12 protein-coding genes and 1 pseudogene are annotated in these 12014 nt (G+C 67.4%); 8 read left to right on the forward strand and 5 right to left on the reverse strand.

Annotation, left to right across the window (positions count from 1 at the left end; genetic code table 11):
* Positions 1-148: 148 nt before the first annotated feature.
* Positions 149-616, reverse strand: coding sequence for a DUF4240 domain-containing protein (locus ACFV2J_RS29950; protein ID WP_385090609.1), 468 nt, complete (start codon positions 614-616; stop codon positions 149-151).
* A 183-nt stretch (positions 617-799) separates the two neighbouring features.
* The gene (locus ACFV2J_RS29955) at positions 800-1366 is read right to left on the reverse strand and encodes a DUF4236 domain-containing protein (protein ID WP_385441558.1); all 567 of its coding nucleotides are present in this window, start codon (positions 1364-1366) and stop codon (positions 800-802) included.
* A 267-nt stretch (positions 1367-1633) separates the two neighbouring features.
* On the opposite strand from ACFV2J_RS29955, the gene ACFV2J_RS29960 reads away from it, so the two are divergent.
* Entirely contained in the window at positions 1634-1804 is a 171-nt protein-coding gene (locus ACFV2J_RS29960) for a hypothetical protein (protein WP_385441560.1), read from the forward strand.
* 49 nt (positions 1805-1853) lie between these two features.
* Here ACFV2J_RS29960 and ACFV2J_RS29965 read toward each other — a convergent pair whose 3' ends face one another.
* On the reverse strand, positions 1854-4379 hold the full coding sequence (locus tag ACFV2J_RS29965) for a hypothetical protein (protein ID WP_385082930.1): 2526 nt from the start codon (positions 4377-4379) through the stop codon (positions 1854-1856).
* Between the two features lie 131 nt (positions 4380-4510).
* Between ACFV2J_RS29965 and ACFV2J_RS29970 the strand changes: the two genes are divergently transcribed.
* The 5 genes from ACFV2J_RS29970 (at position 4511) to ACFV2J_RS29990 (ending at position 6836) form a co-directional block, all read left to right on the forward strand.
* Positions 4511-4858, forward strand: coding sequence for a CPCC family cysteine-rich protein (locus tag ACFV2J_RS29970; protein ID WP_385082932.1), 348 nt, complete (start codon positions 4511-4513; stop codon positions 4856-4858).
* 233 nt (positions 4859-5091) lie between these two features.
* Positions 5092-5493 (forward strand): hypothetical protein, encoded by a 402-nt coding sequence (locus tag ACFV2J_RS29975; protein WP_385441563.1) that lies wholly within the window; start codon positions 5092-5094, stop codon positions 5491-5493.
* An 84-nt stretch (positions 5494-5577) separates the two neighbouring features.
* Positions 5578-6171 (forward strand): hypothetical protein, encoded by a 594-nt coding sequence (locus ACFV2J_RS29980; RefSeq protein WP_385082965.1) that lies wholly within the window; start codon positions 5578-5580, stop codon positions 6169-6171.
* Positions 6072-6449, forward strand: coding sequence for a hypothetical protein (locus tag ACFV2J_RS29985; RefSeq protein ID WP_385082962.1), 378 nt, complete (start codon positions 6072-6074; stop codon positions 6447-6449). Before ACFV2J_RS29980 ends, ACFV2J_RS29985 begins: the two co-directional genes overlap by 100 nt.
* A 12-nt stretch (positions 6450-6461) precedes the next feature.
* Positions 6462-6836 (forward strand): hypothetical protein, encoded by a 375-nt coding sequence (locus ACFV2J_RS29990; RefSeq protein ID WP_385082935.1) that lies wholly within the window; start codon positions 6462-6464, stop codon positions 6834-6836.
* A 115-nt stretch (positions 6837-6951) separates the two neighbouring features.
* On the opposite strand, the gene ACFV2J_RS29995 is transcribed toward ACFV2J_RS29990, so the two are convergent.
* Both ACFV2J_RS29995 and ACFV2J_RS30000 read right to left on the reverse strand, forming a co-directional pair.
* Positions 6952-7629, reverse strand: coding sequence for a hypothetical protein (locus ACFV2J_RS29995; protein WP_385082936.1), 678 nt, complete (start codon positions 7627-7629; stop codon positions 6952-6954).
* Positions 7626-8120, reverse strand: a complete 495-nt coding sequence (locus tag ACFV2J_RS30000) for a DUF6624 domain-containing protein (RefSeq protein ID WP_385082937.1) — start codon at positions 8118-8120, stop codon at positions 7626-7628. Before ACFV2J_RS30000 ends, ACFV2J_RS29995 begins: the two co-directional genes overlap by 4 nt.
* 1505 nt (positions 8121-9625) lie before the next feature.
* On the opposite strand from ACFV2J_RS30000, the gene ACFV2J_RS30005 reads away from it, so the two are divergent.
* Positions 9626-11230: a phospholipase D family protein gene (locus ACFV2J_RS30005; protein WP_385082939.1), complete on the forward strand. Its 1605-nt coding sequence runs from the start codon at positions 9626-9628 to the stop codon at positions 11228-11230.
* A 20-nt stretch (positions 11231-11250) separates the two neighbouring features.
* Positions 11251-11925, forward strand: a pseudogene (locus tag ACFV2J_RS30010) (IS30 family transposase); the annotation flags it as partial.
* Positions 11926-12014: the final 89 nt, after the last annotated feature.

Below are 12014 nucleotides of genomic sequence, written 5' to 3' on the forward strand. Positions count from 1 at the left end.
GTACAGCAACCACAGCAGCCGTCCCTGCTCGGCAGTGGGCGCCACGGGCTCAACTTCGTCCGGTATGACCTTGATCGACCGTTCTCTGTAGAGCTACGGATCAGAAGGCGCCGCGCCCCAGTCGTGCCCGATCAAGCGGTAGTCCATCTCAGCTCTCCAGGTCCGGCCATCCATCCCTGTTGGAGTAGCTCTCGCAGCAGTACCGGGTCAACCGATCCCACTCCTTCCCGGTAGCGAGTTCGTACGCCTGATCCGGCACATACAGCAGCCACTCCCCGTCAAACTCGGTGGAGGTGTACGGGACGAACTTGTCGACGTCGAAGAAGACGCCTTCCCATACGGCTCGTCCCGCGGCGACGACAGCACAACGGGCGTACAGGAACACGTCGGCAGACTGCGGGAAGGGCTCGCCGTTCCGGTCCGTCATGTCAGCGACCGGAAGCGTCCCGAACTTCTCTTGGTCCAGGCGGTAGAGAGCCTCGGCATGACGTTCCGCGAAGCCGATGATGTCGAGGACGGAACGGCGGCTCAGCTCCTCGGCCAGGCGCCGGCAGCTCGCCTCCGTGGCTTCGCCGTTCAGGGTGGCTATCAGCGCCCAGAAGGCGGCCCATGTCATGGTCACTGGCGCAGGATGCCAGTGCGGTCTGACATCCGCAGCTGACATCAACGACGCCGGACGGAGGCATACACCAGCGTTCCTGTCCGACCGTCGCACCAATCGACTACGGCAGCCGGAGCAGGCTCGGATCGAACTCCTAAAGCGGGTGTCGCAGGAGACGAGATTGTTGCTTTGCTGAGGTCAGCTCTGAGTCAGTCGTGCGGCACGAGCCAAGGTCTCTACGAAGTGGAGATCTCGCGCGGCGGAGAACGTGGTCAGCATCAGGCGGTACGTCACCACGTCTGAGGTTTTCAGAGTCAGTTCTTTACCGTCCAGCTCTGCACTGACGAGCTGGGCCAACGGGATACGCACGTCGTCGAGGGCCCGCCGGTGAACGACGACGCCACGTAGGTCTGCCGCAATCCAGCCGTCAATCGTCCTTCGGCGCGGTGCGATGAGCGGACCAAGGGGAGCGCTCACCGTAGGAGCCGCTGGGACTTCTGGAACAGAGCGGGCCAGCTTGGGCTTTGTACGGCTAGAGCCCGAGCGAGAGCTAGAGGTGGAGTACGACACTCCAGGGGCAAGGCGCACTGTCGTGGTCCGCCGCCCGCGGCTGTTCATGGTGACCCGCCCGCCCTTGCTTCCGACACCCAGGCTGCTCGACTTGCTGCCGAGTCGAACGCGCAGGCCTGGCGCAATCTTGAACGACTTGTTGATGCGCAGTCCCATACATCCCCCAAGGCATTGGAGTAGCAGGCTAGCCCGCATACCACCAGCTTTGGGCTCTGCCTGAGATCGCTGGGGTCTGCTGCGTGGTCGGGGGTGCCCACCGTCGTGGCTGGCTGTCTTCGGTTGAGGCTCAGACGGCGCGCATCGCCGGTGCCAGCTGTCAGTCACGCGTGGCAAAGCCGGGCCGCGTCTGGATGGGCGGGACGGCCACGGGTTGGCCGTGGACGATCGCGGCACGCCGCCTCGCCGACGCCTTCCAGCGCAGAGCCCACTATGCCGAGCCGCCGCCGGCCGCCGCACCCGCCGATGTTCACCCGGCTCTTGTTGTCGTTCTTCGCCCCGCTCGCCACGAGCACGCCCATGCGGATGGCGACCTGGCTGCTGCTGCGGCCCGGCACACCGGCGGGCACCTGGACGACCCTGCTCCTCCAGACCGCCGGCACCGCGGCCTACGCCTGCGCGAGACCGAGGTGGTAGGCGGTCCGGGCCCCCGGATCGATCCAGGGGCCCGGCAGGGTGAGCTAGATCAGCGGACGTCGACGAAGTCGCCGCTGGAGGTGGCGGTCGCGGTGGTGGACGTAGCGGTGAAGGCGTACCTCCAGTAGCCGTCCGTCGATGCCTTCACCGTGGTCTTCAGGCCTCCCGTGCTGCTGGTGGAGACCGTCTTCACCGTCGTGTACGCGGACGCCCCCTTCTTGCGGAACTGGAGCATCACCTTCTGTCCGACGTATCCGTGGTAGCCGCCGAGCGTCTCCCAGTCCGCGCGGGAGAGCTTGCCCGTGATGGTGATCGTCTTGCCCTTAGTCACCGGCTCGGGAGACGCGTCGGCCGTCACCGTCGCGTCGCGCAGCACGGACGGCGACTTGGCGGCGTGCAGATCCACGTGCCCCGCGCCGTCCGCGGACTCGGCCCAGACGGCGGCTTTCCAGGTACCGGCGAGGGAGTTGCGGCCGAGGGTCCAGCGGGGCTGGATGTAGGCAAACTCCGTCTCGCAGGTGGAGGTGGTCGCGGTCGTCTTGGTACAGGTCGCCGTCCAGGTGCCGTAGAGGATGGCGTCGGGGGTGGCGTACGACCCCCGGTAGAGGTACATGTCGCCGTTCGCGATTCCCGACGGGTCGGTCGCGGTGAACTTCGCCTGGAAATACTGGAGCGGCTGGTCGGTCAGCTCCACCGGCTTTCCGCCGTTCACCACGACGTTCGAGATACGGGTCGCGCCCACCGTCTCGTCGCTCGGCGTGGCCGGGCCCCCGAACGCCCGCACGATGGTGCGGCGGAGGCTGCCGCCCCGGTCGTCGTCGGCGGTGACGCGCAGGGTGACGAAGGAAGCGGTGGCGGGTACGTCCAGGGTGGCGGAGCCGTCGGCCGCGACGGGCAGGTCGGTCCAGTTCGTGCCGTCGTCCGTGGAGTACGCGAGGCCCGTGACCTTGGTGTTCGCCTCGGCCGCGGCAGTGTTTCGGGTGCTCGCGCTCGCGTCGATCCGGACTGTCCCGGCAGCCGCACGGCCCAGGCTGTCAAGCCCCGAGACCTTCAGCCGGGCATCGATCAACGGGAGTTCCCTGCCCTCCGCGTAACCCGAGTGGAACGTCCACTCGTTGTGCACGTCCGTAGACAACGAGGAGTAAGGGACGCGGCGGTGCACGGTCTGGTCGAGGGCGTACACCCTCTCGAATGACGGCAGGCTCGACGACATCAGACCGTGGGAGTTGTCGAGTCCCGAAGCTTGGGCATAGGTGACGCCGTCCGACGTCAGCTTGTAGGAACTGGTCGCGCGGAAGTCGGAGCCCGAGTGGCCCGCGACGTCACCGAAGGCGTTTCCCTCGTACAGCGAGATCTTCCCGTAGTACCGCTGCGAGCCCATCCACTGGCCGCGCACCGGCTGGAGCGGGGCCGCGCCCAGGACCTCGCCCGCGCTGGTCCCGGCAGGCAGGGTGCGATCGGGAAGGTTCAGGTTCAGGTCGCCAGTGCCGTAGTTCAGGAGGCGGCTGTAGGTGACGCCCGGGGTGGCGTACTCGGTGAGGGAACCGGCGGCCGGCACCGAGCCGCCGATGAACACCCCCGTCCACTCACCGAAAGAAGGGGAGCTCTGCAGGTAGGCGGTGGTGCGGGTGCCCGGGGCGTTGACCTTCGTGACGGTCTTCGCCAGGGCGGAGGTACGGACCGCGGTGACGGGCGAGGTGGGCACCGTCGTGGTGTAGCTGTGCGTGAGGTCGTAGCGGTAGGGGCTCGGAACGCTTGCGGAGGAGCCCTTCTTGCCGAGCACTTCGTGCAGCCGCAGCGAGACACCGGGCACCGAGAACGGGGTGACATACACCTTCTCGGGCCCGCCGCCGGCGAAGCCCGCCAGGTCGCCGCCCGGGACGCTGATCCACACGGCAGAGGAGTCCCGGGTGGCGGTGGTGTCGTCGGTGCGGATCGCGGTCTCCTTCGCCGCGCTCTGGTCGAAAGTGACCGTGGTGGCGGCCGAACCGACGGTAAAGGTACGAGTGAGCAGGTAGCTCGGCTCCAGCCAGTCGTTGTGCAACGCCACCGAGAAGTAGTCGCCCGGCGGCAGCTTCACGCTCGCCGTGCCGCCTGCGGTGTCACTGTTGACGGCGTACGACGTCCAGGTCTTGCGGTTCCAGACGTAGAAGAGCTTGGATCTGACGTCGGCGTGCGTGATGCTCAGTTTCACCGTATACGTCGACGCGGTGGCGGTCGCCGTCCTGAGACCGCTGCGCACGGTACCCGTCGCAGTCAGCGGAAGCTTCGCACCCGTACGGTCTGCCGCGGACTTCCCTGTCGGCCGTACGGACAGCGTGCCGTTCATGGCGGCGACCGAGTAGCGGGCCGGGTGCCCCCCGGAGCCTCCCGGGTCCGCCCTGACCCGGAGGTTTCGCCCGTCGACGAGTTCGACGCGGCCACCGTCTCCCAACTCGGCACTCGACGCGCTCCGGTGTGCCGGGTCCTGTACCGAGGAGACCAGGCCTACCGTGGCGAGTTCGCCCTCCGCGGCACTCGCCACGGGTGCGAGCAGCACCGAGGCCGCCACCAACGCCCCGCTCGCTCCCACCACAGCGGGTCTTCGGATCCGCCCACCCCAAAATCCGGACATCAGTTGCTTCCCGCCCCTTTCCTTTGAGAACCAACTCCCGGCTCATCCAACACAGGAGTCGATCAGCTCACTCTAAGGTGAAGTGCTAAAACTTGCGTTCGATCGCTGCCACCCACTCACTCAAATCGAGAGCTGTTCCGAAGAGCACGAGCTGGGAGGACCACGGTCAGGACGAGCATGACGCCAGTGAGGTACACGGAGGCCCCAACCACGGCCTCAGCCTGTGGAAGGCTCGCCGGAACTTCGAGACAATCGGTGCGGGCAACAAGCACTGCGCTCAGTTTGTACGGGCCCCGCTGCCCGAAGGGCATCCGGACAGCGGCACGCCTTACGGATTCGGGCACGCTCTACTCGTGGTCCTGACGTCCCAGAGTTCCCGCATGCACGAGCGCACCAGATCGAGCGGGGAACAGCGGGGAGTCTCAGTGAAAGCGGCTTAGAAGGCCAGACAGTGCCCGGCGTTCCGCTCGGAACGTCGGTGCGGCCGACGGCGGCCTCCGATCCGGGGCAGGGTTCGTTCTCTGGTCTGACGCCGACCGAGCTGCTGCGAGAAGCTCAAGGTCCCTACGAGTTCGTAACGTGATCATGTAACACCATTCCCGTTGCCGTGCGGTCGCGAAGCGTGGGCTCGTCCCTGAATCGTGAGCGAGGGCCTGGGTGAGAGGGTGGTCCGATGTGCGTGGTGTGGGCGGCGACGTCGCCGGAATCAGGACGGTTCCATCAAGTTGAGAGACGTTCGGAAGTAAACGATCTGTCAGCCCGCTTCGATGACCTGCGTGCCCGTGGTCAGGGCTACGTCGAGGTTCGGACGCCGAACAAGGACTTCCCGATGCTGACCCTGGCCTTCCGAGGGGATCACGCCGTCGTCCACCTGATGACTGACACCGAGCGGATATCCCTGCTCACAGGGGACGGCACCGTGTCCTCGGATGCCGAGATCGAAGTCCCGATCATGGACGACCTCGCCATGTTCGCAGGCAACTTTGTCCTGCGCACCGATCGGGCGTGGGACCTGGTACACGCGTTCACCCAGACACAGACGGTCAGCCCGCTGGGCGAGTGGTGGGAGCTGTAGCCGACAGCAACTACACCAGCAACACGACGGTTCGTCCGAGGACGCCCCGGGCGCGATGTCAGAAGGCCCTGCCATCATGCGGCCATGATCAATTCGTACCACAACCTATTGACCGGCCTAGACGAGGTGGACTGGTCAAATCTGAACCACGCCTACGGGACGGCTGCCGACGTACCCGGCCAGCTGCGCGCCCTGTGCGGAATCGATGAGCAGGCACGACAACAGGCCGTCAGCGACCTGTTCAACCATCTCGCGCACCAGGGCAGCCGCTGTCAAGCGGCTCCGTACGCGGTGCCGTTCCTTTCGCGTATCGCTCTCGCCGGCCCGGGCCCGGCACGTGAACACGCACTGGAGCTCCTGTCCGGCCTTGCCGTCGACCGGGACGAGGAGCGCGAGATCATCGGCGGGGCCGACATCGCCGCCTGGCGCGCGGAAGCCGCCGAAAACGCCCCCGAGGAACTCCTCCCCTGCACGAACGGGATCTGGCCACCGAACAGGACGAGCAGCGACGCCGGAACCTGCAAGTCATGCGGGACTGGGTGGCCGCCGGGAATCCGGTCGCAGCCCGCGACGCTTCAATGCGGTCATACGACGCCGTACTTGCCGAGCTTCCCCTCCTGGCCAGTCTCTTGGACGATGAAAATCCCCATATCCGCACCAAAACCGCCTACCTGCTGACCTGGTTCCCCGAATGGGCGAGCACCTCCCTGCCCTTGCTGCTCCGCACTGCTGCGCACGAGAACGAGGTCGTCACGAAGGCCACTGCGCTCGTAGCTCTGGGCATTCTCGGCACGACGGCCCTCCAGGAGAGTCTCGGCACCTATTTGGACGCCGAGGACGGACTCGTACGCTGGGCTGCCGCCGTCGCCATCGCCCAGACCGCCCGAAACTCCACCACAAAAATCGACGACCCGCTTCTCGACCGGGCCGTCGCTGAACTCGCAGCTGCGGCCTAGGCTCCCACGCCGGTGCCCGCGACCGACTACAGCGAGGGCGACCTCCACAGCCACACCGCCGACGTGCTGCTCGCCCTTCCCCCCTCCCCCACATCACGCGCAGCCGTGGCCGCCTGCCTGCCGTCCATCAGCACGTACCTACGGGCGTCCAGGGCAAAGGCAGTCCTGCCGGACCTGTTCCCCAACCCCCTGCCGGACCCCCGCCCTCCGTACGCGAGCCTCGCCCGACCCCAGCAGCAGGTCTTGTATGCACTCGCCGACCTCGACGAAGGCTGGTGGAACACGGCAGGTGACGTCGGCGAACACCTCGCCACATACAGACTTCCGGACACTCATACCGAGCTGCGCACGTACACAGGGCTTCCCGTGGTCGACCGTGGATACTGACCGCTAGAAGTCTCAGCCGCACAGTCGCCGACTCACCTCTCCTGCGCTGAGGCTAGAGCTCCCAGGTGCGCCGGCTCAGGCAGCCCATTGTTCTGAGGCACGTCCGGCAACAGCGTCATGCGGCGTCAAGTACTGGTTCAAGTAGGCCCATCGCGGAGGAATGAGCTGCTTGCTCCGTACCTGGAGCCGGGCGGTCGCCCGCATCCTCCGGCCTGCCGCCCTCGCGGGCGCATACAGGTGCGCGAGTAGGTCGGCCATCCTCAACGTCATAGACCCGGACGGGCGTCGGACGCCGTATGGCCCGATCCGGCCGGACGTGGTCGATACTGCCCGTCGAGACGGATGCCTCAGAAGTCGCGGAAGGCTTCGGACGGACGCGGCCCCACGGCCCTTGGTACTTGCCCGAATACAGCTTGATGGTGCCGACCGGGCCCAGAATGTGATCGGCGACTCTCGGCTGTTGCCCAACGCTCGCTGCGCAACGATGCTGTCCGGTGGTTGTTCTTGGGGCACTGTCCTGGAAGTGAGAGATCTGCGGAGTATCCCTGTCGCGGTGTGTTGGCCCGGTACAAGGGCGCGGCCTCCGTGCTGGTGTGCAGCTCGAACAGGGTGACGTCCTCGACGTCGGCCAGGCTTGGCCGATGCGCATTCCCGGGTAGATCCGGATCGGCTGCACGGCGTGAAACCGCAACGTCCAGTTGTTGTGTGACCCGATGTCGATCAGATCGGCCGTGATATTCACAAACAGACCGAGTCTGCCGAAGTTGCGCAGCCCACGACTGAGGGCGGTCAAAGATAACGCATACGCTGGTCGTACTCCGCCGCTGGCTCCAGACCCAGCGCGGCGCGGCGCTCATCGAGCCCACCAGGGTCGGCGACGGGCTGCAGACGCAGGTTCAAACCGTCTCCGTCGTCGGTGTACTGCGTTCCGTATACCTGAGGTCCGCCAGCCGCGACCAACACCCGGTCGGTGAGGTAGGCGAGGTGGCGTGGGGAAGCGTCCTCAGCCTCGACCGCAGCCTTGAGGAGTTCGAGAGCCCGGCGCTGAAAAGCAGGATCGAGGTCCGCGTGCTGGGCGATAAGCCATGCCGCATCTGCTCCCCTCTCCCCCACCAACGCGATGCCCGGCCAGCCGAGTTCGAAGATGACCTCTTTCAGCCAGGCAGTGTTGTCGGCATCGATCAGTCGCATCTCGCGTGCGTCACGGGTCTTGACCGCGAGGTGCCGCGCGGCTTGATCGCGTTCGGCGCGGAGGTGGAGCTCCGCGGCCAGTTCGTCGTTCATCGTGAGACGGATCCTTTCGTTCGATGCTCTGTACCAGAATGCGGGACAACAGCGTCCTACCGCCTGCGGCCAGCTCCCGGAATACGGAACGGTCACAAAGCGGGCGTGCACTCTCCCGATAACTTCAGTGGTACCTCGCGGCAAAGTCTCGGATGGAGTGGGGAGCCCCCCCCCGGCCACCAGGACATAGAACCCCGCCGAAAGTGAGCCGCGCGCAGTCGACGCCGAGCTGCTACCCAGCCGCGTCGTACTCCGGCCAGGAAGGTTCTTCCGTCCCAGATGGTCGGGACGGAAAAGAGAGTGCTGAGGGAGGTGTCGGACATCGCACCCATCCCGGACTGGGCCCTGAACAGCCCCTTTCTGGCGTCTGAACGGCGGCACCTGCAACAGCAGTGCTCAGCAACAGGAGCAGCAATGAGGTCTCCCCAGTCAGACTGGGAGTCTTGCTGCGCGCGGTGGCCGGGCGTGAGTGTGGCGCAGGCCGGGTGAGCAGCTGGCGGTGCGTCTCCGCGGGCGCGGGCTTGCCCGGGTGCGGGTGGCGCCGTGCGTGGCCTGCTCGGGGGGCTGAAGCCGCGCACGGCGCGGGGTGCCGCCTGCAGTGCGGGACGGGCACCCCAACAGCATCGTGCCACCGGCCCACAGGTCGTGCCTCGGTGGACACGGCGACTGGATGACGGTCTGGCCGGGCCGTGACCTGAGGCCTGATTGCCGGGTTGTACACGGCAGCGCCGGACCACCTCCCGCCGTACGGCGCGCGAGCCGGGCCCCGGCATCCGACCCTCGGGGCCCGGCTCAAGCCTTGGCCGGGTGCCGTGCACAGCCCTCCAGAGCGGACTACGTGGGACTGCGCACGACCGCGGCGCCCTGGACTGGATCCGGACGCCACGCCGAATAGTGGAACGCGGTGGTCGGCCGCTGCCGGTGGTGATCCGCTGCTCCAGCACGTTCGGCCCGAGCGAGTCCATGACCAGACCGGTACGCGGCAGGCGAAGGCCGGGCGTGCTTGCGGAGCGCCCGGGCGACGACCTGGTGCCGGGGGACGAACGCCACGGGGTCGTCGTCGGCACCCAGCAGGGCGGGGAGGGCATCCAGCGTCCGATCGGCTCCCGGTCCCCAGGCGTCCCCGGCGATCACGGCTCCGTCAGCCGGGCTGACGTGCCCGGTGATCTTCAGGGTGGCGGGGCCATGCGGTGTGCGGCACGTGCGCCACCACCTGCCGTCCGTCTCCCGCCTGCAGGTCGGATCACCGGCGCCGCGCCGCAGCACCCGCAGCGTGCGGGCGAGGTCGTACGGCTCGGGCGGCACCCATAGACGTCGACGGACGACGACCGGCGTACCCCAACCCTGGGCGCAATGCCGTTGCGTTACGGGTCTGGGTCGGGCGGGTCCGCTGGTTGTTGGGTCTTCGCAGGGCTGGCGGAGCAGGAATCGCGTGGTCACGCGCTCATGGGGTACCGGATCTGTCAGGAGATCCCGGAAGGGCCGTTGACTGGAAGGACCGTCACGTGGAACGCGCCGACTGGCTGCTCACCTCCGCTCAGCGGGGGAATCCGGCGTCGCGGGTGGACCGCCGTCATGCCGACGGTGCGGCGTGGTCCACGGGCAACGACGTCCGCCCCCTGGTACACGGGGCGGTGTACTTCGCCGAGCTGCTCACGGCCGTGCGGGCGCAGCGGGCCGGCGACATGTTGATGTTCACGGACTGGCGGGGTGACCCTGACGAACTATTGGACGGTCCGGAGAGCGCTATCGGAGATGTGTTGTGCGACGCCGCACGCCGCGGTGTCGTCGTCAAGGGGCTGGTGTGGCGCTCGCACCTGGATCGGTTCCAGTTCAGCGAACAGGAGAACTACCACCTGGGGGAGGAGATCGAGGAGGCGGGAGGCGAGTGCCTGCTCGACATGCGTGTGCGGCCGGGCGGCTCGCACCATCAAAAGTTCGTGGTGCTGCGCCACCCGGGTCGGCCCGAGCGGGACGTCGCCTTCGTCGGCGGCATCGATCTGTGCCACAGCCGTCGGGACGACGCCGCTCATCAGGGTGACCCGCTGGCGCAACCCATGGCCGACGCCTACGGTTCCCGTCCGCCCTGGCACGACATCCAGCTGGCGGTGCGCGGGCCCGCCGTCGGCGATGTCGAGGCCACGTTCCGTGAGCGGTGGACGGATCCGGCTCCGCTCAGTCGCAGCCCGCGCAGCCGGCTGCGGGCGGCACTCCGGGACGAGGACACGCGGGCGGATCCGCTCCCGGTGCAGCAACCCGACCCGGGTCCGCGCGGTTCCCAGACCGTCCAGATCCTGCGCACCTACCCGAACCGACTCAAGGGCTATCCGTTCGCTCCCGACGGTGAACGCAGCATCGCCCGCGCCTACACGAAGTCCCTGCGGCGGGCACGCCGGCTGATCTACCTCGAGGACCAGTACTTGTGGTCGGAGAGTGCCGTCCAGCCGTTCGCCAAGGCTCTCGCGGATCATCCGGAACTGCGCATGATCGCCGTCCTGCCGCCACTGCCGGACCAGGAGGGGCGGATCAGCACACCGATGAACCTGCTGGGCCGGATCCGCGCCCTGGAAGTCCTGCGACGGGCAGGCGGCGACCGGGTGGCCGTCTACAGCCTGGAGAATCACGCCGGGACACCCGTTTACGTCCATGCCAAGGTCTGCGTCATCGACGACGTCTGGGCCTCGGTCGGATCCGACAACGTCAACCGGCGCTCCTGGACGCACGATTCGGAACTCAGCTGCGCAGTCCTCGACGAAACCCGTGACTCCCGTGAACCGATGGACCCCGGCGGCCTGGGTGACGGCGCCCGCGTCTTCGCGCGCGAGCTGCGGTTGTCGTTGAATCTCGAACACCTTGACCGCAACGGGGACGGGGAAGCGGCTGCACTCTGCGACCCGGGCCGCGCCTTTGCTGCCTACGCCGACTCGGCCGCCGCTCTGGACGCGTGGCACGACGACGGCCGCCACGGTCCGCGACCGTCGGGACGGCTGCGCACCTACCACCCGCCGCGCTTGTCCCGCATCACGCGGACCCTGGCCAACCCGCTCTACCGGGTCATCGCCGATCCCGACGGCCGCCCCCGCTCCCTGCGTCGGCACGGTGCCTACTGACGGTGTCCCGGACGGGTGAGGTGACCCCGTTCCCCGACCGGCCGGAGATGCGCGTGGTCCACGAGACTGCCTATCAGGCCATTTACGTTCAGGGTCGCGGTCAACTGCGGCGCGAACTCGCCAGTGCTCTGCGCTCAGTCCGAGCCAGCCGAAGACCCCAGCGGCAGGCCAGCTACCGACGCTCGCGGTTCATCGAGCCGATGGTCATGATCAGCGAATGTCCGGCCGAGGCAGAGGACCGGGCTGTCCCCGGCCACTGGGAGGGCGATCTGATCATCGGCAAGGACAGCAAGTCCGCTATCAGCACCCTGGTTGAGCGGACCACCCGCTACGAAATGCTGCTGCACCTGCCCGGCGGCCACACAGCCGAGACAGTGCGCGACGCTCTGGCGGCCACCGCCCGCCCGCTCCCAGTCCAGCTGAAGCGGTCCCTGACCTGGGACCAGGGCAGCGAAATGACCCGACACGCCGACTTCACCCTCGCCACCAACATGCCGGTCTACTTCTGCGACCCCGCCAGCCCATGGCAACGCGGTTCCAACGAAAACACGAACGGTTTGCTGCGGCAGTACTTCCCCAAGGGCACGGACCTATCGGTCCACGACCCTGAGCACCTGGTCGCCGTCGCTGACCAGCTCAACCGCCGCCCACGCAAGACCCGTGGCGGGGGAAAACCCACCGCGCCCACGGGGTAACAACGCCGCGGGGTGCGCGCAAAAAGCTAATCTCGGGGGGGGCGGAACATAAAACCAACGGGAGCGCCGCTCATCGGGCGGGCAGACTC

The organism is Streptomyces sp. NPDC059668, from assembly GCF_042734135.1.
Taxonomy (GTDB): Bacteria; Actinomycetota; Actinomycetes; order Streptomycetales; family Streptomycetaceae; genus Streptomyces.

Coding starts and splice junctions, on each gene's coding strand:
- ACFV2J_RS29955 (WP_385441558.1), bottom strand. CDS start 1,366: ATGCGGGCTAGCCTGCTACTCCAATGCCTTGGGGGATGTATGGGACTG.
- ACFV2J_RS29960 (WP_385441560.1), top strand. CDS start 1,634: ATGTTCACCCGGCTCTTGTTGTCGTTCTTCGCCCCGCTCGCCACGAGC.
- ACFV2J_RS29985 (WP_385082962.1), top strand. CDS start 6,072: ATGCGGTCATACGACGCCGTACTTGCCGAGCTTCCCCTCCTGGCCAGT.
- ACFV2J_RS29950 (WP_385090609.1), bottom strand. CDS start 616: ATGACATGGGCCGCCTTCTGGGCGCTGATAGCCACCCTGAACGGCGAA.
- ACFV2J_RS29975 (WP_385441563.1), top strand. CDS start 5,092: ATGTGCGTGGTGTGGGCGGCGACGTCGCCGGAATCAGGACGGTTCCAT.
- ACFV2J_RS30000 (WP_385082937.1), bottom strand. CDS start 8,120: ATGAACGACGAACTGGCCGCGGAGCTCCACCTCCGCGCCGAACGCGAT.
- ACFV2J_RS29980 (WP_385082965.1), top strand. CDS start 5,578: ATGATCAATTCGTACCACAACCTATTGACCGGCCTAGACGAGGTGGAC.